This window comes from Streptomyces sp. NPDC047982 (genome assembly GCF_043204165.1).
Taxonomy (GTDB): Bacteria; Actinomycetota; Actinomycetes; order Streptomycetales; family Streptomycetaceae; genus Streptomyces.
In genome coordinates, this window is record NZ_JBIDBS010000009.1 from 79669 (window position 1) to 101344 (window position 21676).

Consider the following 21676-nt stretch of genomic DNA (forward strand, 5'->3'; position numbering starts at 1 on the left):
CGCTTTTCCGGCTCGGGGTGCGACACGTCCCCGTACCCCCGTCCGGACGGCGGCACGCCGTCCAGCAGGCACGTCCGAGTGAAGGAACCAGGAGCCCGAAGATGTTCGAGGCCGTCGAGGAACTGATCGGCGAACAGGCCGATCTGGAGAAGAAGCTCGCGGACCCGGCGGTCCACGCCGACCAGGCCAACGCGCGCAAGCTGAACAAGCGCTACGCCGAGTTGACTCCGATCGTCGCCACGTACCGCTCCTGGAAGCAGGCAGGCGACGACATCGAGACCGCCCGCGAACTGGCCGCCGACGACCCCGACTTCGCCGCCGAGGTCAAGGATCTGGAACAGCAGCGCGAGGAGCTCACCGAGAAGCTCCGCCTCCTGCTGGTTCCGCGCGACCCCAGCGACGACAAGGACGTGCTCCTGGAGATCAAGGCGGGCGCCGGAGGCGACGAGTCCGCCCTGTTCGCCGGTGACCTGCTGCGGATGTACCTGCGCTACGCCGAGCGCGTCGGCTGGAAGACCGAGATCATCGACTCCACCGAGTCCGAACTCGGCGGCTACAAGGACGTGCAGGTCGCGGTGAAGACCAAGGGCGGCAACGGAGCCACCGAGCCCGGCCAGGGCGTCTGGGCCCGTCTGAAGTACGAGGGTGGCGTGCACCGCGTGCAGCGCGTGCCCTCCACCGAGTCCCAGGGGCGCATCCACACCTCCGCGGCCGGCGTGCTCGTCACCCCCGAGGCCGAGGAGGTCGACATCGAGATCCACGCGAACGATCTCCGCATCGACGTCTACCGCTCCTCCGGGCCCGGCGGCCAGTCCGTCAACACCACGGACTCCGCGGTCCGCATCACCCACCTGCCGACCGGTGTCGTCGCCTCCTGCCAGAACGAGAAGAGCCAGCTCCAGAACAAGGAGCAGGCCATGCGCATCCTGCGCTCTCGCCTGCTCGCCGCCGCCCAGGAGAAGGCCGAGGCCGAGGCCGCCGACGCCCGTCGCAGCCAGGTCCGCACCGTGGACCGCTCCGAGAAGATCCGCACGTACAACTTCCCGGAGAACCGGATCTCGGACCACCGCGTCGGCTTCAAGGCGTACAACCTGGACCAGGTGCTCGACGGCGACCTGGACGCGGTGATCCAGGCGTGTGTCGACGCCGACTCCGCCGCGAAGCTCGCCGCGGCATAGGACCGGCCGCACGCGTCGACACATCGACGACGTCGGCCGGTCCGAGCAAAGCCCGCCCCGCCCGTAACCCGTACGGAGTACCGCGATGAACCTGCTGCTCGCCGAGGTGGCCCAGGCCACCCAGCGGCTGGCCGACGCCGGTGTGCCCTCACCGAGATTCGACGCGGAGGAACTCGCCGCCTTCGTGCACGGCGTCAAGCGGGGCGAGTTGCACCGTGTGCCGGACGCGGACTTCGACGCCCGCTACTGGGAGGCCGTCGCCCGCCGCGAGGCCCGCGAACCGCTCCAGCACATCACCGGCCGCGCCTTCTTCCGCTACCTGGAGCTCCAGGTCGGGCCCGGGGTCTTCGTCCCCCGCCCCGAGACCGAATCCGTGGTCGGCTGGGCGATAGACGCCGTGCGCGCGATGGACGTCGTCGAGCCGACCGTCGTCGACCTGTGCAGCGGATCGGGCGCCATCGCCCTGGCCATCGCCCAGGAGGTGCCGCGCTCCCGGGTGCACGCCGTGGAACTCTCCGACGACGCCCTCAAGTGGACCAGGAAGAACGCCGAGGGGTCCAGGGTGACCGTCCACCACGGCGACGCCCTCACCGCCCTTCCCGAGCTCGACTGCCAGGTCGACCTGGTCATCTCCAACCCGCCGTACATCCCGCTCACCGAATGGGAGTACGTGGCCCCCGAGGCCCGCGACCACGACCCGGAGATGGCCCTGTTCTCCGGCGAAGACGGCCTCGACACCATCCGCGGCATCGAACGCACCGCGCACCGCCTGCTGCGCCCGGGCGGCCTCGTCGTCGTCGAGCACGCCGACACCCAGGGCGGCCAGGTGCCGTGGATCTTCGCCGAGGAACGCGGCTGGGCCGACGCGGCCGACCACCCCGATCTCAACAACCGGCCGCGCTTCGCCACCGCCCGCAAGGCCATGCCGTGACCGGCGCCACCCGCACACGGAGCCGGGCCGCGACCGGCGACCACGGGGCGCACGGCCGTGCCGTGACCGGTGGTACCCGCCCGCCCGCCCCGTACCCGCCCTATCCGTACATGCTTGAGGAGGCCGGCTGATGGCACGGCGATACGACTGCAACGACGCGACCGACCGTGCGACGGGGCTGCGCGAGGCCGTCTCGGCCGTCCGCCGCGGCGAACTGGTCGTGCTGCCCACCGACACCGTGTACGGCGTCGGCGCGGACGCCTTCAGTTCCGAGGGCGTCGCCGATCTGCTCGCCGCCAAGGGCCGGGGGCGCAACATGCCCACCCCCGTGCTCATCGGCTCCCCGAACACCCTGCACGGCCTGGTCACCGACTTCTCCGAGCAGGCGTGGGAGCTCGTCGACGCCTTCTGGCCGGGCGCCCTCACGCTCGTCGCCCGGCACCAGCCGTCACTGCACTGGGACCTCGGGGACACCCGCGGCACCGTCGCCATCCGGATGCCGCTGCACCCCGTCGCCATCGAACTGCTCACCGAGTTCGGCCCGATGGCCGTCTCCAGCGCCAATCTCACCGGCCACCCCGCCCCCGAGAACTGCGACGCCGCCCAGGAGATGCTCGGCGACTCCGTCTCCGTCTACCTCGACGGGGGACCGACGCCCGGCATCGTGCCGTCGTCGATCGTCGACGTGACCGGCAAGGTCCCCGTACTGCTGCGCGCCGGCGCGGTCTCCGTCGAGGAACTCCGCAAGGTGGTACCCGACCTCGAGGTGGCGAATTGACCGCCCCTGAGGGGCGTGGCATAGCGGGGCGGGCCGACACTTTCCGCATCCTCCACGTCAGCACCGGCAACGTCTGCCGCTCGCCGATCACCGAGCGGCTGACCCGGCACGCCCTGGTGGACCGCCTCGGCGATCCGCTGCTGGGCGGGCTGATCGTGGAGAGCGCGGGCACCTGGGGCCACGAAGGCGCCCCCATGGAGGCCAACGCCGAGATCGTCCTCGCCGACTTCGGCGCCGACCCCACGGGCTTCGTCGGCCGGGAACTCCTCGACGAGCACGTGATCCGCGCCGACCTGGTGCTCACCGCCACCCGCGACCACCGGGCGCAGGTCATCTCGATGGGACACTCGGCCGGGCTGCGGACCTTCACGCTCAAGGAGTTCACCCGCCTGGTCCGGGCCATAGACCCGGCCACCCTGCCCGACGCGCGCGACGAGGGCGTCGTCGAGCGCGCCCGTGCACTGGTGCGCGCCGCCGCCGCGCTGCGCGGCTGGCTGCTGGCGCCCACCGTCGAGGCCGACGAGGTGAACGACCCGTACGGTGCCCCGATCACGTTCTTCCGGTCCGTCGGCGACGAGATCAACCAGGCCCTGGACCCGGTCGTGACCGCGCTGACCGGCATACCGGCCGTGCACTGAACGCACCGCGTGCCGGCCGCTCACCGGCGCGCCGGTCCCGTGTCCTGCCGCACCGGTCCCATGCGTCGCCCAGGGAGCACCGGCCACGCCGGCCGACGCGGCTGCACCCCGCTCCGACGGCCGTACGCGCGGCCGTGCGCCCGGGAAGCCCGCGCGGGTGTACGGCGGGCGGCGCACAGCGGGCGGAGGGCCCCTGACGGGCCTACATTGGTGCTGACGCCCGCGCACCCACTCCAGGCCCGGAGCTCCTCTATGCCGGTCACCACTCCCGCCGCGCACCCCTCCACCGCCGGTGCGGCCCTGCCGCAGGACTCCGACGCCCTGCTCCGGGAGGACCCGGAGATCGCCGCCGTGCTGCTCGCGGAGCTGGACCGGCAGTCGAGCACCCTGCAGCTGATCGCCGCCGAGAACTTCACCTCGCCCGCGGTCCTCGCCGCCCTCGGCTCACCGCTCGCCAACAAGTACGCCGAGGGTTACCCCGGCGCCCGCCACCACGGCGGCTGCGAGCACGCCGACGCCGCCGAACGCATCGCCCGCCACCGCGCCACCGCCCTCTTCGGAGCCGAACACGCCAACGTCCAGCCCCACTCCGGTTCCTCCGCCGTCCTCGCCGCCTACGCCGCCCTGCTGCGGCCCGGCGACACGGTGCTCGCGATGGGGCTCCCGTACGGCGGCCACCTCACGCACGGCTCGCCCGCCAACTTCTCCGGCCGCTGGTTCCGGTTCGTCGGGTACGGAGTGGACTCCGAGAGCGGCCTGATCGACTACGCCCAGGTGCGCACCCTGGCCCGCGCGCACCGCCCGAAGGCCATCGTCAGCGGCTCGATCGCCTACCCCCGGCACCCGGACCATGAGCTGTTCCGGGACATCGCCGACGAGGTGGGCGCCTATCTGATCGCCGACGCCGCGCACCCGATGGGGCTGATCGCCGGGGGAGCGGCGCCGAGCCCGGTGCCGTACGCCGACGTGGTCTGCGCGACCACGCACAAGGTGCTGCGCGGCCCGCGCGGCGGGATGATCCTGTGCGGCGCCGAGCTGGCCGAGCGGATCGACCGGGCGGTGTTCCCGTTCACCCAGGGCGGCGCGCAGATGCACACGATCGCCGCGAAGGCCGTCGCGTTCGGGGAGGCGGCCGCGCCGGCCTTCGCCGCGTACGCCCGCCAGGTGGTCGCGCACGCCCGGGTGCTGGCCGCAGGTCTGGAGGCCGAGGGCTTCGAGGTCGTCACGGGCGGTACGGACACCCACCTGATCGTCGCGGACCCGGCACCCCTGGGCGTCGACGGGCGGGTCGCCCGGGACCGGCTGGCGGCGGCGGGCCTGGTCCTGGACGTCTGCGCGCTCCCGTACGGGGACGCCCGCGGCCTCAGGCTCGGCACGGCGGCGGTGACCACCCAGGGCATGGGCGGCGCCGACATGGCGCGGCTGGCGGAGCTGTTCGGGGCGGCGGTGCGCGAGGAGGGCGCGGCGGGGGACGTCCGCGCGGAGGTCCGGGAGCTGGCCCGCGCGCACCCGCCGTACCCGCCCGGTGCGCGGGCCGCCGGCCCCGGCCTGGAAACGCCCGGACCGGGCTGACCGGCCCGGTGGGGGAGCGGCCGGCGGCGGCCGGACGGGCCGACGAGGAGGGCGGAACACGGAATCATCGGCAACCGTCCGCGGTGTCCTCGGCTATGAGCCCGCTGTGTCCTCGATCAGGAATCGGTCCTTCCGGACGGTCTAAGGTGTGGACTGAGATGGCCGGCGAAATCTGTGGGGCAGCCCGTGCGTGATTACTTGCTGACGCTCTGCGTGACGGCTGCGGTGACCTATCTGCTGACCGGTCCGGTGCGCAAGTTCGCCATCGCGGTCGGGGCGATGCCCGCGATCCGCGCGCGCGACGTGCACCGGGAACCGACACCCCGGCTCGGCGGCATCGCCATGTTCGGGGGACTGTGCGCGGGTCTGATCGTCGCGGCCCATCTCCACAACCTCGACTGGGTCTTCCAGCAGTCCGACGAGCCACGGGCGCTGCTCTCCGGGGCGGCGCTGATCTGGCTGATCGGGGTCCTGGACGACAAGTTCGAGATCGACGCGCTGATCAAGCTCGGCGGACAGATGATCGCCGCCGCCGTGATGGTGCTCCAGGGCCTGACGATCCTGTGGCTGCCGATCCCCGGCATCGGCACGGTCGCGCTCACCCAGTGGCAGGGCACGCTGCTCACGGTCGCCCTGGTCGTCATCACCATCAACGCGGTCAACTTCGTCGACGGCCTGGACGGCCTCGCGGCGGGCATGGTGTGCATCGCCTCGGCCGCGTTCTTCCTGTACACGTACCGGCTCTGGTACGGGCACATGATCGAGGCGGCGGCCCCCGCGACGCTGTTCACGGCGATTCTGATGGGCATGTGCCTGGGCTTCCTGCCGCACAACATGCACCCGGCCCGGATCTTCATGGGCGACTCGGGATCCATGCTGATCGGGCTCGTGCTGGCGGCCGGGGCGATCTCCGTCACCGGCCAGGTCGACCCGGACACGATGAAGCTCTTCGCGGGCAGTGAGCGCGAGGCCACCCACGCGATGCTGCCGGTCTTCATCCCGCTGCTGCTGCCGCTGACCATCATCGCGATCCCGGCCGCGGACCTGGTGCTGGCGATCGTGCGGCGCACCTGGAACGGCCAGTCGCCGTTCGCAGCGGACCGCGGGCACCTGCACCACCGGCTGCTGGAGATCGGTCATTCGCACAGCCGGTCCGTGCTGATCATGTATTTCTGGTCGGCGCTGATCGCCTTCGGGGCGGTGGGATATTCCGTGCATTCGGCGTCCCTGTGGATCGTGCTGGTGATCATGGGAATGAGCGCGCTGGGCCTCGTCCTGCTGTTGTTGCCGCGGTTCACGCCCCGGGCGCCGTACTGGGCGGAACGCTTCCTGCCGCCCCGCTACCGCCGACGCCGCGATCGCTCGGGGGAGGCGTCGGCGGCAGAGGCGTCCGCGGGGGCCGGCGAGACCCAACAGCGGTTTCCGGAAGGTCAGATGGGGGAGACGGACCGACGCGGCCACGAGCGGTCCGCCGCCGTCGCCGCGGGTGTGCCCGGCGCCAACGGGGCGACCGCGCTCGGCGCTCGTCCGTGTCCTTCGCCCCCGCGCATGGAGGAACGCTCCCGCTGAGGGGCGTCTCGCCACAGCCGCATCAAGAGTCGCAGGCGTTGGCCAGGCGTCGACTGGGAACGTCTGAATATCGCCTGTGTGCACCGGGCGACGTCGACCGCCTTCTCCCGGAAGGCCGCCCACCGAGGAGCTTCGCGTAAGTAAAATCACTGCGTGCGCCGACGGCAGGGAGCGGGTGCGGTTGAGGCCGCATCGAGCCGCGCTCGATGCGGATTCTTCCTGCCTTGTTGATTACCGCATGCTGGAAACGCCTACGCCGAGGGGGAGTTGGCTTGCCCGTGACCGGGGTGAGTCGTCCCTGTCCGCTCATCGATGGAGACGGAAGGGTGCGCAAACTTTCCGCAGCAGCCATTGCAACCACGGCGTTCGCCGTTCCGCTCGGCGAGGTTCCCGCGCGCGGCCCCGGGTCGACCATGGTGGGGTCGTGACCTGCCGAGTGGGCTCGGCGGAGGCGAATCGAGGTGCGCTGAGGTTGACTGAAAGTAGCCGCCCCGCGATTGATGGTAGGAATGCTGCTTCTGCGCGCAGCCGTGAACCGGCTCATTACAGGATGATTTGACGCTCGTAGCGCTCACACGCGCAATTTCACTCTCACGTGTGACACCAAGCACAGCTCTTGGTAAAGACCTCATCAAATAGTTTGTGATACCGTTCACTAGGCCCGGTGACGGAGTTGAAGGACTTGAGTACCACGGTCCGACGGCCCGAGTCATCGACACGGACCGGGCCCTACGCTCGTCCACGACGACACACTGCCCATCCCCTGCAAGCGGAGCTGCCCCATGCCGTCCAACGACGCCCGGACTCTCCTCCAGACCGCCGTACCCACCGCTGTCGTCGGCGCTGTCGCCGCTGCGATCAGCGGCGGTGTCGCGGGCGGCAAGGGAGCCCTCGGCGCGGTCGTGGGGACGCTCGTGGTGATCCTCTTCATGGGGGTCGGACTCGTGGTCCTGCAACGGACCGCCCGGTCCCTGCCCCAGCTTTTCCAGGCGATGGGGCTGATGCTGTACACGGCTCAGCTCCTCCTGCTGTTCATCTTCGTCGCCGCATTCAAGGACACCACGGTGTTCAACCCGAAGTCCTTCGCGATCACTCTGGTCGTGGCGACTCTCGTGTGGATCGGCGCACAGGCGCGTGCGCACATGAAGGCCAAGATCCTCTACGTCGAACCCGAGTCCGACAAGAGCGGGAAGCCCGAGAACGCCGGGTCGAAGTCGTGAAGGGTAGGGGCGGGATAAGCGTGGGTTCAAGACCCTGCTATCGTCCGGTTCCAACTGCGGCATTGCGGGCGCGGGCATGTGAGCTGACGCCTGCTCGATCGCGAGGCTCAATGCCTGACTGCCGCTCACACATCCGTAACACCAGTCCAGTGCCGAACCGCGGCTGCGCGCCGCGCCGACACAACGAGGTTGCCGTACCTATGCGCCACGCTGAAGGAGCCCGCGGTGAGTGCTGACCCGACACAGGTGCTCGCCTTCGAGACCGATTGCCACATCTTCGATGGTTGTGGTTTCCCGGGTCCCGGCTTGCATTCGTTCCTGTTCGAGCCGATCTTCGGTGATGCGGACAGCAACTTCTACTTCAACAAGACGATGCTGCTGGCGCTGCTCGGCACGGTCATCATCGTCGGCTTCTTCTGGGCCGCCTTCCGTAAGCCGAAGATCGTTCCGGGCAAGCTGCAGATGGTCGCCGAGGCCGGCTACGACTTCGTGCGCCGCGGCATCGTCTACGAGACGCTGGGCAAGCGCGAGGGCGAGAAGTACGTCCCGCTGATGGTCTCGATCTTCTTCTTCGTGTGGATGATGAACCTCTGGTCGATCATCCCGCTCGCCCAGTTCCCGGTGACGTCGATCATCGCGTACCCGGCCGGTCTGGCACTGATCGTCTACGTCCTGTGGATGAGCATCACCTTCAAGCGCCACGGCTTCGTCGGCGGCTTCAAGAACCTGACGGGCTACGACAAGTCGCTCGGCCCGGTGCTTCCGCTGGTCATGGTCATCGAGTTCTTCTCGAACGTCCTGGTCCGGCCCTTCACGCACGCGGTCCGACTCTTCGCGAACATGTTCGCCGGTCACACGCTGCTGCTCCTCTTCACCATCGCCAGCTGGTACCTGCTGAACGGCATCGGTATCGCCTACGCGGGTGTCTCGTTCGTGATGGTCATCGTGATGACCGCCTTCGAGCTGTTCATCCAGGCTGTTCAGGCGTACGTCTTCGTGCTCCTGGCGTGCGCCTTCATCCAGGGCGCCGTCGCCGAGCACCACTGATCGCGCCTCCCCTACCCCCAGTCGTCCGGTGGCCAACCCCCACCGGTCCGTGAAAGAGAAGGAAGAACTGGCATGTCCCAGACCCTTGCCGCCGTCACCGGTTCGCTCAGCTCCGTCGGTTATGGCCTGGCCGCCATTGGCCCCGGCGTCGGCGTCGGCATCATCTTCGGTAACGGCACGCAGGCTCTCGCCCGTCAGCCCGAGGCTGCCGGTCTCATCCGCGCCAACCAGATCCTCGGCTTCGCCTTCTGTGAGGCGCTGGCCCTGATCGGTCTGGTTATGCCGTTCGTGTACAGCTGACGAACCGCGACTAGTCCGTTCCGACGAAAGGCAATGACGTGAGCCAGATGCTTACGGTCGCGGCCGAGATGGAGAACCCTCTCGTCCCGCCGATCCCCGAGCTCGTCATCGGCCTCATCGCCTTCCTCATCGTCTTCGGCTTCCTCGCCAAGAAGCTCCTCCCGAACATCAACAAGGTTCTGGAAGAGCGCCGCGAGGCCATCGAAGGCGGTATCGAAAAGGCCGATGCGGCCCAGACCGAGGCCCAGAGCGTGCTCGAGCAGTACAAGGCTCAGCTCGCCGAGGCCCGCCACGAAGCCGCTCGTCTGCGCCAGGAGGCGCAGGAGCAGGGCGCCGTGATCCTGCAGGAGATGCGGGCCGAGGGCCAGCGGCAGCGTGAGGAGATCGTCGCTGCCGGTCACGCCCAGATCGAGGCCGACCGCAAGGCCGCGGCCGCGGCGCTGCGCCAGGACGTCGGCACGCTCGCCGTCGAACTGGCCGGCAAGCTCGTCGGGGAGTCCCTGGAGGACCACGCCCGCCAGAGCGGCACCGTCGACCGCTTCCTCGACGAGCTCGAGGCGAAGGCCGACGCGAAGGCCGAGGCCGTCCGATGAACGGCGCGAGCCGCGAGGCACTGGCTGCGGCACGTGAGCGTCTCGACGCGCTGACCGACAGCACGTCGGTCGACGCGGCGAAGCTCGCCGACGAGCTGGCCGCCGTGACGGCGCTGCTCCAGCGCGAGGTCTCACTGCGACGGGTCCTCACCGACCCGTCGCAGGCCGGCGAGGCCAAGGCCGAGCTGGTCGGACGACTGCTGGGCGGTCAGGTGGGCGGCGAGACCGTCGACCTGGTCTCCGGCATGGTCCGCTCCCGCTGGTCGCAGTCGCGCGACCTGGTCGACGCGGTCGAGGAACTGGCGAACATCGCCGACCTCACCGCCGCCCAGCGCGGCGGAGACCTCGACGACGTCGAGGACGAGCTGTTCCGGTTCGGCCGGATCGTCGCCTCCGACAAGGACCTGCGTGCGGCGCTCACCGACCGTGCCGCGTCCGCCACCGCCAAGAGCCAGCTGCTGCGCAGCCTGCTCGGCGGCAGGACCCGGCCGGCCACCGAGCGTGTGATCACGCGCCTCGTCACCCAGCCGCGTGGACGTAGCCTGGAAGCGGGACTCGAGTCCCTCTCCAAGCTCGCCGCGGAGCGACGGGACCGCATGGTCGCCGTGGTCATCTCGGCGGTGCCGCTGAGCGACCGGCAGAAGCAGCGTCTCGGCGCGGCACTGGCGAAGATCTACGGCCGGCCCATGCACCTGAACCTCGACGTGGACCCCGAGGTCCTCGGCGGGATCGAGGTGCGGGTCGGTGAGGAGATCATCAACGGCACCATCGCGGACCGTCTCGCCGAGGCGAGCCGCCGCATGGCCGGCTGACCGGCCGACGCAGCAAAAGAACCAGAGCAAGACCAGCGGCCCGGTTGGGCCGTGCAGAAACTGCAGAAGATTCCTGGGGGTCGGCCCCCAGACCCCCTTAAGAAACTTCGGGCCCAACAAGGAGAGCAGGGAACCCAGATGGCGGAGCTCACGATCCGGCCGGAGGAGATCCGGGACGCACTGGAGAACTTCGTCCAGTCGTACAAGCCGGACGCGGCCTCGCGCGAGGAGGTCGGTACGGTCAGCGTTGCCGGCGACGGCATCGCGAAGGTCGAGGGTCTTCCCTCGGCCATGGCGAACGAGCTGCTGAAGTTCGAGGACGGCACCCTCGGTCTCGCCCTCAACCTCGAGGAGCGCGAGATCGGTGCGATCATCCTCGGCGAGTTCGACGGGATCGAAGAGGGCCAGTCGGTGCAGCGCACCGGCGAGGTGCTCTCCGTCGGCGTCGGCGAGGGCTACCTCGGCCGCGTCGTCGACCCCCTCGGCAACCCGATCGACGGTCTCGGCGAGATCGCGACCGACGGCCGCCGCGCCCTCGAACTGCAGGCCCCTGGCGTCATGGTCCGCAAGTCGGTGCACGAGCCGATGCAGACCGGCTACAAGGCCGTCGACGCCATGGTGCCGATCGGCCGCGGCCAGCGTCAGCTGATCATCGGTGACCGCCAGACCGGCAAGACCGCGCTGGCCGTCGACACGATCATCAACCAGCGCGACAACTGGCGCTCGGGCGACGTGAACAAGCAGGTCCGCTGCATCTACGTCGCCATCGGCCAGAAGGGCTCCACCATCGCCTCCGTGCGCGGTGCCCTCGAAGAGGCCGGAGCGCTGGAGTACACGACCATCGTCGCCGCCCCGGCGTCCGACCCGGCCGGCTTCAAGTACCTCGCGCCGTACACCGGTTCGGCCATCGGTCAGCACTGGATGTACCAGGGCAAGCACGTCCTGATCATCTTCGACGACCTCTCGAAGCAGGCCGACGCCTACCGCGCCGTGTCGCTTCTGCTGCGCCGTCCGCCGGGCCGCGAGGCGTACCCGGGCGACGTCTTCTACCTCCACTCGCGTCTGCTGGAGCGTTGCGCGAAGCTCTCCGACGACATGGGCGCCGGTTCGATGACGGGTCTCCCGATCGTCGAGACCAAGGCGAACGACGTGTCGGCGTTCATCCCGACCAACGTCATCTCCATCACCGACGGCCAGTGCTTCCTGGAGTCCGACCTGTTCAACGCCGGTCAGCGTCCGGCCCTGAACGTCGGTATCTCGGTCTCCCGCGTCGGTGGTTCCGCCCAGCACAAGGCGATGCGCCAGGTCTCCGGCCGTCTCCGTGTGGACCTCGCCCAGTACCGCGAGCTGGAGGCGTTCGCCGCCTTCGGTTCCGACCTGGACGCGGCCTCGAAGGCGTCGCTGGAGCGCGGTAAGCGCATGGTCGAGCTGCTGAAGCAGCCGCAGTACAGCCCGTTCCCGGTCGAGGAGCAGGTCGTCTCCATCTGGGCCGGCACCAACGGCAAGATGGACGACGTCCCGGTCGAGGACATCCGCCGCTTCGAGACCGAGCTGCTGGACTACCTGCGCCGCGAGCGCAAGGACCTCCTGACCAGCATCCGCGAGGGCGCCAAGATGTCCGACGACACGCTGCAGGCGATCGCCGACGCCGTCGCCGCGTTCAAGCAGCAGTTCGAGACCTCGGACGGCAAGCTCCTGGGCGAGGGCTGATCGATGGGCGCTCAGCTTCGCGTTTACAAGCGCCGCATCCGCTCCGTCACCGCCACGAAGAAGATCACCAAGGCGATGGAGATGATCGCCGCCTCGCGCATCGTCAAGGCGCAGCGTCAGGTGGCGGCGTCGACGCCGTACGCCACCGAGTTGACCCGCGCGGTGACGGCGGTGGCGACCGGCTCCACCACCAAGCACCCGCTGACCACCGAGTCCGAGACCCCGACACGGGCCGCGATCCTGCTCGTCACGAGCGACCGCGGTCTGGCCGGCGGTTACTCCTCCAACGCCATTAAGGCCGCGGAGCGACTGACCGAGCGGCTGCGCGGTGAGGGCAAGGAGGTCGTCACGTACGTGATCGGCCGCAAGGGTGTCGCCTACTACGGATTCCGCGAGCGCAAGGTCGAGGATTCGTGGACGGGCTTCACCGACAGCCCGACCTACGCGGATGCCAAGCGTGCCGCCGCCCCGCTCATCGAGGCGGTCACCAAGGACACCGCCGAGGGCGGCGTCGACGAGCTGCACATCGTCTTCACGGAGTTCGTGTCGATGATGACGCAGAACCCGGTCGACGACCGGATGCTGCCGCTCAGCCTCGGTGCCGAGGAGGAGAAGGACGGCAAGGCCGAGATCCTGCCGCTCTTCGAGTTCGAGCCGTCGGCGGAGGACGTCCTCGACGCCCTGCTTCCGCGGTACGTCGAGAGCCGCATCTACAACGCGTTGCTCCAGGCCGCTGCTTCCGAGCACGCCGCCCGGCGCCGCGCGATGAAGTCGGCGACCGACAACGCCGGTGAGCTCATCAAGACGCTCTCCCGGCTCGCCAACGCGGCCCGCCAGGCCGAAATCACCCAGGAAATCAGCGAGATCGTCGGTGGTGCCAGTGCGCTGGCCGACGCGACCGCGGGGAGTGACAAGTAATGACGACGACAGTTGAGACGGCCGTTGCCACGGGCCGCGTCGCCCGGGTCATCGGCCCGGTCGTCGACGTGGAGTTCCCCGTCGACGCGATGCCGGACATCTACAACGCGCTGACCGTCCAGGTCGCCGACCCGGCCGAGGAGGGCAAGCTCAAGACGCTGACCCTCGAGGTCGCGCAGCACCTCGGTGACGGCCTGATCCGTGCCATCTCCATGCAGCCCACCGACGGCCTGGTCCGCCAGGCCCCGGTGACGGACACCGGCGACGGCATCACGGTCCCGGTCGGCGACATCACCAAGGGCAAGGTCTTCAACACCCTTGGCGAGATCCTGAACAAGCCCGAGGCCGAGGCCGAGGTCACCGAGCGCTGGGCGATCCACCGCAAGGCGCCCAACTTCGACCAGCTCGAGTCCAAGACCGAGATGTTCGAGACCGGCGTCAAGGTCATCGACCTCCTCACCCCGTACGTCAAGGGTGGGAAGATCGGTCTGTTCGGTGGTGCCGGTGTCGGCAAGACCGTTCTGATCCAGGAGATGATCTACCGCGTCGCCAACAACCACGACGGTGTGTCGGTGTTCGCAGGCGTCGGTGAGCGTACCCGTGAGGGCAACGACCTCATCGAGGAGATGACCGACTCCGGCGTCATCGACAAGACGGCGCTCGTCTTCGGTCAGATGGACGAGCCGCCGGGCACGCGTCTTCGTGTGGCGCTGGCCGGTCTGACCATGGCGGAGTACTTCCGCGATGTGCAGAAGCAGGACGTGCTCTTCTTCATCGACAACATCTTCCGGTACACCCAGGCCGGCTCCGAGGTGTCCACCCTGCTCGGCCGTATGCCGTCCGCGGTGGGTTACCAGCCGAACCTGGCCGACGAGATGGGTCTGCTCCAGGAGCGCATCACCTCGACGCGTGGTCACTCGATCACCTCGATGCAGGCGATCTACGTCCCCGCGGACGACCTGACCGACCCGGCCCCGGCCACCACCTTCGCCCACCTCGACGCGACGACGGTTCTCTCCCGTCCGATCTCCGAGAAGGGCATCTACCCGGCCGTGGACCCGCTGGACTCCACGTCCCGGATCCTGGACCCGCGTTACATCGCCGCGGACCACTACAACGCCGCGATGCGCGTCAAGGGGATCCTCCAGAAGTACAAGGACCTCCAGGACATCATCGCGATCCTCGGTATCGACGAGCTGGGCGAGGAGGACAAGCTGGTCGTCCACCGTGCCCGTCGCGTCGAGCGCTTCCTGTCGCAGAACACCCACGTCGCCAAGCAGTTCACCGGCGTGGACGGTTCGGACGTCCCGCTCGACGAGTCGATCGCCGCGTTCAACGCGATCTGCGACGGCGAGTTCGACCACTTCCCGGAGCAGGCGTTCTTCATGTGCGGTGGCCTGGAGGACCTCAAGGCCAACGCCAAGGAGCTCGGCGTTTCCTGAGCCGACGGCTCACCGAGGGGGACGGGCGCGTCCCGTCCCCCTCACCACGCCCCGTAGAATTGACCCAACACCCGGCCGACGCGGCCGGGTGGTGACCCGAGGAGCCACCCTTGGCTGCTGAGCTGCACGTCGAGCTGGTCGCCGCGGACCGGAGTGTCTGGTCCGGCGAGGCCACCCTGGTCGTCGCGCGCACCACGTCCGGCGACATCGGCGTCATGCCCGGTCACCAGCCGCTTCTGGGTGTGCTGGAATCGGGCCCGGTGACGATCCGCACGAGCGACGGCGGAACCGTGATCGCCGCGGTGCACGGCGGTTTCCTCTCGTTCGCGGACGACAAGCTCTCGCTGCTCGCGGAGATCGCGGAGCTGGCGGACGAGATCGATGTCCAGCGCGCCGAGCGTGCGCTGGAGCGTGCGAAGGAGGCGACGGACGCCGCTGCCGAGCGGCGCGCCGAAGTGCGCCTGCGCGCGGTGGCGGTGCGCTAGCGCACCGCGACAACGTAGCTTTACCCTCAGCCGCGGCACGGCCTGGAGACCCCTCCGGACCGTGCCGCGGCTGAGGCGATGCAGATGCCTGTGAAGTCCTGGTCTATTCGTTACTCGACGACGCGAGGAGGTCGGTGGAGATGTTCCTCGCGCTGTGGGTGGGCGGAGCGGTCGTCGCCCTGGTCCTGATGGGACTGTTCTTCTTCGGCCTGCGCCGGAGGCTGATCCAGCGTTCCGGCGGGACCTTCGACTGCAGTCTGCGGTGGAACGTGCCGGAGGAGCCCGATCTCTCGGGCAAGGGCTGGGTGTACGGGGTCGCGCGCTACAGCGGTGACCAGGTCGACTGGTTCCGGGTCTTCTCGTACGCGCCCCGTCCGCGCCGGATCCTGGAGCGTTCCTCGATCGAGGTGATCGCCCGCCGGATGCCCGAGGGCGAGGAGGAGCTGGCGCTCCTGTCCGATGCCGTGGTGCTCGGCTGTCTCCATCGGGGGACCCGCCTGGAGCTGGCCATGAGCGAGGACGCGCTGACCGGTTTTCTCGCCTGGCTGGAGGCGGCTCCGCCCGGCCAGCGCGTCAACGTGGCTTGAGGCCGTCGCTCCCGGCGGGCGCCCGACGGCCGCGCCACCTCGCGCGCGTGGCTCCTGCGTCGGCCGGTACGGGTGCGGCCCGGCCGGGACGGCCGTCCCCGGTTCGCCCGTCGTGGGACGTCGGGACGTTTCGGACCCGCGCGGTGCACGTCCTCCGAAGGAGGCGGAGACATTTTGTCACCCGGGCCGGGTGTCTCGCCGCCCCCTCCGGTGGTGCGGACCTTGAGCGAGGCGCTGACCGGGCCGGTCTGGTCGGCGGTGTCACGGGCCCGCACGGTGTACGAGTAGTCCGTGCCCGCGGTCAGGCCGGTGTCGGTGTGGGTGGTGCCGGTGACCGTGGCGACGACCGCGCCGTCGCGCAGCACGTCGTAGTTCTTGATGCCCTGGTCGTCGGTCGCGGCGGACCAGCTCAGCTTGGCCGAGGTGTCGGTGATGTTGCCCGCGGAGGGCGTGCCAGGCGCGGAGGGGGCGTTGTCGCCGGGGACGCTGCCGCCGTCGCAGGGGTTGTCGTTCAGCTTGCAGCCGGTGGGTGCGCCTGAGCCGGTGCCGTTGAAGCCGAAGGAGACGCTGGCGCCGGGGGCGATCGTGCCGTTCCAGCCGAGGTTCTTGGCGGTCCAGTGGTTGTTGGAGCCGGTGACCGTGGCGTCCCAGGCGGAGCCGACCGAGGTGCCCGAGGGGAAGTCGGAGCAGCAGCGCGGTGAGGCCCGCGACCACTCTCGATCCGGTGGCTCCACCGGTCCCGAGTCTGCGTGGGGTCCGGCGTAGGGGGGTGGTTTCCGTGCTCAACGGTGCTCCTCGGGTGAGGTCCGGACATTCGGGGGTGGTCCGTGGACTGCACACCCTGCGCCGCCCCGAGCATGCTTTGTCATGGCGCACTCACCGCAGTGTGTTGTGCGGCGAGAGCAGGAAGGTCTGGACCAATCGTCAAGAGGGCCAGACCAGAGGTCACGTCACGCTCTCACATGCCCAACTCCTGTGCCAGCACGGCAGCTTGGAGTCGGCTCCGTAGGTCCAGCTTGCCCAGCACCCTGCTGACGTGCGTCTTCACGGTCGCCTCGGCCATCGAGAGCCGTGCCGCGATCTCGGCGTTCGACAGCCCCTCGCCGAGGCAGCCCAGTACTTCCCGCTCCCGCCGGGTCAGCGCGTCGAGCACCGACGGATCGGGCGCGGCCGCGGTCCGCGCGGGGCGCGTACCGGCGAACTCCGCGATCAGGCGACGGGTCACCGCCGGGGCGATCAGGCCCTCGCCGCGCGCCACCGCGCGTACCGCTTCCAGCAGATCGCGCGCCTCGGCGTTCTTCAGCAGGAAGCCCGCCGCCCCCGCCCGCAGCGCGCCGAAGACGTACTCGTCCAGGTCGAACGTCGTCAGCACCAGCACGTCCGCCAGCCCTTCGCCTGTCACCTGCCGGGTCGCGGAAACCCCGTCCAGGCGCGGCATCTGAACGTCCATCAGCACCAGGTCCGGCCGGAGCTCGCGGGTCAGGCGCACCGCCTCCTCGCCGTCCCCGGCCTCGCCGACGACCTCGATGTCCGGCGCGCTGCGCAGGATGAGCACCAGCCCCGCGCGGACGGCCGACTGGTCTTCGGCGACCACGACCCGGATCGTCATGCCTTCACATTCCCTTCGTCCACGGGCAGTTCGGCCCGCACTCGCCAGATCCTCGCACCGCCACCGCCACCGCCACCGCCACCGCCACCGCCGTCGCCGTCGTTCGCCGGTCCCGCCTCGATCGTTCCGCCCAGCAGAGCCACCCGTTCCCGCATCCCCACGAGACCGGCACCCGATCCCGGCGCGCGCGGCCCGGAACGGTTCCCGAACACACTGCTGACCTCCACCGTGAGCGACCGTCCGACCTGCCCGAGCCGCACCACGACCGGGCCGGGCGCGGCGTGCTTGAGTGCGTTCGTCAGGGACTCCTGGACGATCCGGTAGGTGGCCAGTTCGACCGGCGCGGGCACCGGCCCCCGCTCCTCGCGGGTGTCCTCGAACGTGCAGGTCAGCCCGCTCGTCCCGGCGTTCGTACCGGCCTGTTCCACCAACGCGTCCAGCGAGTTCAGGGTCGGCGAGGCGCTCGGCTCCGCGTCCGCGACCCCGGTGCGCAGCAGACCGATCAGCCGGCGCATCTCGTCGAGCCCCTCGACGCTGTTCTCGCGGATCACCCCCAGCACCTCGCGCGAGGTGGCCGGGTCGTCGATGGAGAGCGCGGCGGTGGAGTGGATGGCGATCGCCGAGAGATGGTTCGCCACCAGGTCGTGCAGCTCGCGGGCCATCCGGGAGCGTTCCGCGGTCACCGCCTGGGTGCGGTCCATCTCGGCGAGCAGCGCGGTCTGTTCGGCCCGCAGCCGGGCCGTCTCGGCGGCGTCGCGATGGTTGCGGACGCTGACGCCGGTGATCGCGGGACCGAACGAGATCAGACCGGTGACGATTCCGACGAACAGTGCCTCCGGATTGCGGAACCATGCCAGGAGGCCGATCGTGACCGCGACCGTGATCAGGAACGTGGCCACCGGGATCCGGCGGGCGGCGGACGGTGTCCCGTACAGCACCGCCGCGTACATCAGATCGGTGAACATCACGACGGTCGCCAGGTTCCCCACCGTCAACTGGTCCGCGACCAGCGCGAGTGTGCCGATGACCAGCCCCGTCCGCGGAGCCGTCCTGCGGACGAGTTCGAGCATCGAGACGACGGCGAGCGGCAGCAGGGCGACCCAGGGGGCGACGAAGGACCGGGCGCCCTGCGTGTGCAGCCCCAGCACCCACATCAGCAGGCCGCTGAGGAGGCCGATGACCGCGATGAGCACGTCGTGGCGGTGCGGACGGAGGAAGGGGAACACCCTCCCATCCAACACGGCCGCCCGGGCGGGGACCTCGGTGCCGTGGGCGATGTGCGTGTACATCAAAGGATGCAGTCGAGGTTCGTCACCGGCGACGACGAGTCCGGGCGGCGCGAACGGCAGACTGGGGGCCGACGGGAAGGAGACGGGCGTGATCGTCACGTTGATCGTGCTCTGCGAGGTCGGCTTCTGGGTGCTGCTGGCCGTGGGGCTGGCGCTGAGGTATCTGGCGAAGAAGCCGCGTCTGGGAGCGGCCGTGCTGCTCTGCGAACCCCTGCTGGAGCTCGTTTTGCTGGTGGTGGCGGCGATCGACCTGAAGAACGGGGCGGAGCCGGGCACGCGGCACGGAGTGGCCGCGGTCTACATCGGTTTCACGGTGGGCCTCGGTCACTCCACGATCCGCTGGGTCGACGCGAGGGTCGCCCACCGCTTCGCGGGCGGCCCGCCGCCGGTCAAGCCGCCGAAGTACGGGATGGCGCGCGCGGTGCACGAGTGGAAGGTCGCGGCGCGGTGGACGGTCGCGGCGGTGACCGCGCTGGGGTTGCTGCAGGCGGCGATCTGGTACGTGGGCGGCGACGGGGATGTGACCTCGCTGCGCTCGTGGCAGCAGACGATGCTGTACGTGATCGGGATCAACGTGGCCGTCGCGGGCAGCTACACGCTGTTCCCGAAGCGGGAGCCCGCGGGGGAGCGGGGCGCGGTGACGCCACGGGAGCCGGCCGAGAAGCGGTGAAGCGGCCCGAACAGCCCCGAGCAGCGGTGAACCGTGGCGGGGCCGTGAACGCCGCAGAGGCGGGGAACCGGCCCGAGCAGCGGTGGAACGGCCGCACAGGCGGCGAACCCGCGCGAGGCCGTGGACCGACCGTGCGAGCGCGACGACGGTGCCCGCACGGCCCGTATGGTCCGTACGGGGCGGGTACCGGTCGCCGGGCCCCGTACGGCGACCTGCGGGGCGGAGCGGCTACCGTTCCCCGCCCGGCACCCACAGCACGTCGCCGACCTCCTTGTTCGCCGTCCTCGCGAGGATGAACAGCAGGTCCGAGAGCCGGTTGAGATACGTCGCCGTCAGCGCGTTCATCGTCTCGCCGTGCACCTCCAGCGCCGCCCAGGTGGACCGTTCCGCGCGCCGGACCACCGTGCACGCCTGATGCAGGAGCGCCGCCCCCGGGGTACCGCCGGGCAGGATGAAGCTGCGCAGCTTGTCCAGCGGCTCCAGGAAACGGTCGCAGTCCGCCTCCAGCTTGTCGACGTAGCTCTGCTCCACCCGCAGCGGCGGGTGCTTCGGGTCCTCGACGACCGGGGTCGACAGGTCCGCGCCCACGTCGAACAGGTCGTTCTGCACACGGACGAGGACCTTCACGACGTCCTCGGGCAACCGGCCGAGCGCGATGGCCGTGCCGATGACGGCGTTGGCCTCGTTCGTGTCGGCGTACGCGGCGATCCGCAGATCGGTCTTGGCGGTCCGGGACATGTCACCGAGGTGCGTGGTGCCCCGGTCGCCGGTGCGGGTGTAGATCCGTGTCAGGTTGACCATGCGGCCAGCCTAGTGTGGTGAGCGGAAAGGTCTGCCGGGAGCCGGTGAACCGTTCCGGTGGCAGTGCCAGGTCCCGCCTTCGCGCTGCCGTCGTCCTGCCGCAGGCCGGGCCGTGCGGCGTCCGGGTCGTGCGGCGTCCGGGCCGTGCGAGGGCGGGGCCAGGACCGTTCCTCGTACGGGACGCGCGTGAGGGACTCCGACAGGACGGGGCCGCCCCTGCCAGGGCGAAGCCGGGAGCCCGCGGAAGTGCCGGGCGCCGCACGGCAGGCGGCGGGGCGGCGGGGCGAGGGCCGGGGCCCGGGTGGCTGTCCGACGGGGAGCGCGCCCGCTGCGCGGCGGACCACGAGGACCCTCAACTGTGCCCCGCGGGCCGCCGGATGACGGGTGCCGGTGTGATGTCCGTCATGTGAGACGTGACGCGCATCTCTTCGCGGTCACAGGACCTCTCACGGGTACTAATCTCCGCCAGAAGAGCAATGTGAACAACCGTTATGACCGGTGCCGTGCAGGGATCAGCTGCAGAGGCGAACAGAAACCGAGGGGTGCACACGTGGCCAGGAAGCTCGCCGTCATCGGAGCCGGACTCATGGGATCCGGCATCGCGCAGGTCTCCGCCCAGGCGGGCTGGGACGTCGTGCTGCGCGATGTCACCGACGAGGCCCTGGCCCGCGGACGGGACGGCATCAGCGCCTCGTACGAGAAGTTCGTCTCCAAGGGGAAGCTGGAGGCGGCGGACGCCGAGGCCGCGCTCGCCCGCATCACCACGACCACCGACCTCGACGCGGTCGCCGACGCGGACGTCGTCGTGGAGGCCGTCTTCGAGAAGCTCGACGTCAAGCACGAGATCTTCCGCTCCCTCGACAAGATCGTCCGGGCCGACGCGGTCCTCGCCTCCAACACCTCCGCGATCCCGATCACCAAGATCGCGGCCGTGACGGAGCGCCCCGAGCGCGTCGTCGGTGTGCACTTCTTCTCGCCGGTCCCGATGATGGGGCTGTGCGAACTCGTCCGCGGCTACAAGACGAGCGACGAAACCCTCGCCACCGCACGGGAGTTCGCCGAGTCCGTCGGCAAGACCTGCATCGTCGTCAACCGGGACGTGGCCGGCTTCGTCACCACCCGGCTGATCTCGGCGCTCGTCGTCGAGGCCGCCAAGCTGTACGAGTCGGGCGTCGCCTCGGCCGAGGACATCGACATCGCCTGCAAGCTGGGCTTCGGGCACGCCATGGGCCCGCTCGCCACGGCCGACCTGACCGGCGTCGACATCCTGCTCCACGCCACGAACAACATCTACACCGAGTCGCAGGACGAGAAGTTCGCCGCACCGGAGCTGATGCGCCGGATGGTGGATGCCGGTGACATCGGCCGCAAGAGCGGGCAGGGCTTCTACACGTACTGAACTTTTCGCCCCCGGGCCCGTTCCGCCGTCGGCCGGGCCCGGAGGCCGTGGGTGCCGTTCGGAACCTCCGGGCCCGTCCGGGTCGTGTCAAGCCGGAGTCACCCCGCGGAGTGAAATCGGTATCGGTT

Annotated in this window: 21 protein-coding genes and 1 pseudogene; 18 read left to right on the forward strand and 4 right to left on the reverse strand. The window is 69.9% G+C overall.

Going from position 1 to position 21676, the window contains the following annotated elements; genetic code table 11:
• Positions 1-101: 101 nt before the first annotated feature.
• The 16 genes from prfA (at position 102) to ACGF2V_RS13655 (ending at position 15780) form a co-directional block, all read left to right on the forward strand.
• On the forward strand, positions 102-1178 hold the full coding sequence (gene prfA / locus ACGF2V_RS13580; RefSeq protein ID WP_362621859.1) for a peptide chain release factor 1: 1077 nt from the start codon (positions 102-104) through the stop codon (positions 1176-1178).
• A gap of 85 nt (positions 1179-1263) precedes the next feature.
• Entirely contained in the window at positions 1264-2109 is an 846-nt protein-coding gene (gene prmC / locus ACGF2V_RS13585) for a peptide chain release factor N(5)-glutamine methyltransferase (protein ID WP_362705365.1), read from the forward strand.
• 130 nt (positions 2110-2239) lie between these two features.
• Entirely contained in the window at positions 2240-2887 is a 648-nt protein-coding gene (locus ACGF2V_RS13590) for an L-threonylcarbamoyladenylate synthase (RefSeq protein WP_362621856.1), read from the forward strand.
• Positions 2884-3525 carry a protein-tyrosine-phosphatase gene (locus ACGF2V_RS13595; protein ID WP_362621854.1) on the forward strand — a complete coding sequence of 214 codons (642 nt, stop codon included), beginning with the start codon at positions 2884-2886 and terminating at the stop codon, positions 3523-3525. Before ACGF2V_RS13590 ends, ACGF2V_RS13595 begins: the two co-directional genes overlap by 4 nt.
• Before the next feature lie 252 nt (positions 3526-3777).
• Positions 3778-5097: a serine hydroxymethyltransferase gene (glyA, locus tag ACGF2V_RS13600; RefSeq protein ID WP_362705362.1), complete on the forward strand. Its 1320-nt coding sequence runs from the start codon at positions 3778-3780 to the stop codon at positions 5095-5097.
• 174 nt (positions 5098-5271) lie between these two features.
• Entirely contained in the window at positions 5272-6666 is a 1395-nt protein-coding gene (locus ACGF2V_RS13605) for an MraY family glycosyltransferase (protein ID WP_362621851.1), read from the forward strand.
• A 782-nt stretch (positions 6667-7448) separates the two neighbouring features.
• Entirely contained in the window at positions 7449-7886 is a 438-nt protein-coding gene (locus tag ACGF2V_RS13610; RefSeq protein WP_362705359.1) for a hypothetical protein, read from the forward strand.
• Between the two features lie 210 nt (positions 7887-8096).
• Positions 8097-8933, forward strand: coding sequence for a F0F1 ATP synthase subunit A (gene atpB / locus ACGF2V_RS13615; protein ID WP_362705441.1), 837 nt, complete (start codon positions 8097-8099; stop codon positions 8931-8933).
• Between the two features lie 72 nt (positions 8934-9005).
• Positions 9006-9233: an ATP synthase F0 subunit C gene (gene atpE / locus ACGF2V_RS13620; protein WP_030386954.1), complete on the forward strand. Its 228-nt coding sequence runs from the start codon at positions 9006-9008 to the stop codon at positions 9231-9233.
• A gap of 47 nt (positions 9234-9280) precedes the next feature.
• A complete protein-coding gene (locus tag ACGF2V_RS13625; protein ID WP_389044137.1) occupies positions 9281-9826 on the forward strand; it encodes a F0F1 ATP synthase subunit B in 546 nt (181 codons plus the stop codon).
• Positions 9823-10638 (forward strand): F0F1 ATP synthase subunit delta, encoded by an 816-nt coding sequence (locus tag ACGF2V_RS13630; RefSeq protein WP_362621846.1) that lies wholly within the window; start codon positions 9823-9825, stop codon positions 10636-10638. Before ACGF2V_RS13625 ends, ACGF2V_RS13630 begins: the two co-directional genes overlap by 4 nt.
• Positions 10639-10776: 138 nt before the next feature.
• Positions 10777-12348 carry a F0F1 ATP synthase subunit alpha gene (gene atpA / locus ACGF2V_RS13635; protein WP_351520206.1) on the forward strand — a complete coding sequence of 524 codons (1572 nt, stop codon included), beginning with the start codon at positions 10777-10779 and terminating at the stop codon, positions 12346-12348.
• A 3-nt stretch (positions 12349-12351) separates the two neighbouring features.
• Positions 12352-13266, forward strand: a complete 915-nt coding sequence (locus tag ACGF2V_RS13640; RefSeq protein WP_362621844.1) for a F0F1 ATP synthase subunit gamma — start codon at positions 12352-12354, stop codon at positions 13264-13266.
• Positions 13266-14708, forward strand: coding sequence for a F0F1 ATP synthase subunit beta (gene atpD / locus ACGF2V_RS13645; RefSeq protein ID WP_362621842.1), 1443 nt, complete (start codon positions 13266-13268; stop codon positions 14706-14708). The genes ACGF2V_RS13640 and atpD overlap by 1 nt, the downstream gene beginning before the upstream one ends.
• A 110-nt stretch (positions 14709-14818) precedes the next feature.
• Positions 14819-15193, forward strand: coding sequence for a F0F1 ATP synthase subunit epsilon (locus ACGF2V_RS13650; RefSeq protein WP_073789163.1), 375 nt, complete (start codon positions 14819-14821; stop codon positions 15191-15193).
• A gap of 140 nt (positions 15194-15333) precedes the next feature.
• Positions 15334-15780, forward strand: a complete 447-nt coding sequence (locus tag ACGF2V_RS13655; protein ID WP_362621938.1) for a DUF2550 domain-containing protein — start codon at positions 15334-15336, stop codon at positions 15778-15780.
• A gap of 167 nt (positions 15781-15947) precedes the next feature.
• On the opposite strand, the pseudogene ACGF2V_RS13660 reads toward ACGF2V_RS13655, so the two are convergent.
• From ACGF2V_RS13660 to ACGF2V_RS13670, 3 genes and pseudogenes are all read right to left on the reverse strand, one after another.
• Positions 15948-16463, reverse strand: a pseudogene (locus ACGF2V_RS13660) (cellulose binding domain-containing protein); the annotation flags it as partial.
• A 275-nt stretch (positions 16464-16738) separates the two neighbouring features.
• Positions 16739-17389, reverse strand: coding sequence for a response regulator transcription factor (locus ACGF2V_RS13665; RefSeq protein ID WP_362621840.1), 651 nt, complete (start codon positions 17387-17389; stop codon positions 16739-16741).
• The gene (locus tag ACGF2V_RS13670; RefSeq protein ID WP_362705438.1) at positions 17386-18615 is read right to left on the reverse strand and encodes a histidine kinase; all 1230 of its coding nucleotides are present in this window, start codon (positions 18613-18615) and stop codon (positions 17386-17388) included. The genes ACGF2V_RS13665 and ACGF2V_RS13670 overlap by 4 nt, the downstream gene beginning before the upstream one ends.
• A 151-nt stretch (positions 18616-18766) precedes the next feature.
• Between ACGF2V_RS13670 and ACGF2V_RS13675 the strand changes: the two genes are divergently transcribed.
• Positions 18767-19348, forward strand: a complete 582-nt coding sequence (locus ACGF2V_RS13675; protein ID WP_362705356.1) for a hypothetical protein — start codon at positions 18767-18769, stop codon at positions 19346-19348.
• Between the two features lie 228 nt (positions 19349-19576).
• On the opposite strand, the gene ACGF2V_RS13680 is transcribed toward ACGF2V_RS13675, so the two are convergent.
• Entirely contained in the window at positions 19577-20149 is a 573-nt protein-coding gene (locus ACGF2V_RS13680; protein WP_362621839.1) for a cob(I)yrinic acid a,c-diamide adenosyltransferase, read from the reverse strand.
• A gap of 550 nt (positions 20150-20699) precedes the next feature.
• On the opposite strand from ACGF2V_RS13680, the gene ACGF2V_RS13685 reads away from it, so the two are divergent.
• A complete protein-coding gene (locus ACGF2V_RS13685; RefSeq protein WP_362621837.1) occupies positions 20700-21548 on the forward strand; it encodes a 3-hydroxyacyl-CoA dehydrogenase family protein in 849 nt (282 codons plus the stop codon).
• Positions 21549-21676 lie beyond the last annotated feature (128 nt).

Excerpts from the sequence above, each read along its gene's own strand:
- ACGF2V_RS13590 (WP_362621856.1), top strand. The coding sequence starts at position 2,240 with ATGGCACGGCGATACGACTGCAACGACGCGACCGACCGTGCGACGGGG.
- atpE (WP_030386954.1), top strand. The coding sequence starts at position 9,006 with ATGTCCCAGACCCTTGCCGCCGTCACCGGTTCGCTCAGCTCCGTCGGT.
- ACGF2V_RS13680 (WP_362621839.1), bottom strand. The coding sequence starts at position 20,149 with ATGGTCAACCTGACACGGATCTACACCCGCACCGGCGACCGGGGCACC.
- ACGF2V_RS13625 (WP_389044137.1), top strand. The coding sequence starts at position 9,281 with ATGCTTACGGTCGCGGCCGAGATGGAGAACCCTCTCGTCCCGCCGATC.
- prmC (WP_362705365.1), top strand. The coding sequence starts at position 1,264 with ATGAACCTGCTGCTCGCCGAGGTGGCCCAGGCCACCCAGCGGCTGGCC.
- glyA (WP_362705362.1), top strand. The coding sequence starts at position 3,778 with ATGCCGGTCACCACTCCCGCCGCGCACCCCTCCACCGCCGGTGCGGCC.
- ACGF2V_RS13610 (WP_362705359.1), top strand. The coding sequence starts at position 7,449 with ATGCCGTCCAACGACGCCCGGACTCTCCTCCAGACCGCCGTACCCACC.
- ACGF2V_RS13630 (WP_362621846.1), top strand. The coding sequence starts at position 9,823 with ATGAACGGCGCGAGCCGCGAGGCACTGGCTGCGGCACGTGAGCGTCTC.
- prfA (WP_362621859.1), top strand. The coding sequence starts at position 102 with ATGTTCGAGGCCGTCGAGGAACTGATCGGCGAACAGGCCGATCTGGAG.
- atpD (WP_362621842.1), top strand. The coding sequence starts at position 13,266 with ATGACGACGACAGTTGAGACGGCCGTTGCCACGGGCCGCGTCGCCCGG.
- atpA (WP_351520206.1), top strand. The coding sequence starts at position 10,777 with ATGGCGGAGCTCACGATCCGGCCGGAGGAGATCCGGGACGCACTGGAG.
- ACGF2V_RS13655 (WP_362621938.1), top strand. The coding sequence starts at position 15,334 with ATGTTCCTCGCGCTGTGGGTGGGCGGAGCGGTCGTCGCCCTGGTCCTG.
- ACGF2V_RS13640 (WP_362621844.1), top strand. The coding sequence starts at position 12,352 with ATGGGCGCTCAGCTTCGCGTTTACAAGCGCCGCATCCGCTCCGTCACC.
- ACGF2V_RS13665 (WP_362621840.1), bottom strand. The coding sequence starts at position 17,389 with ATGACGATCCGGGTCGTGGTCGCCGAAGACCAGTCGGCCGTCCGCGCG.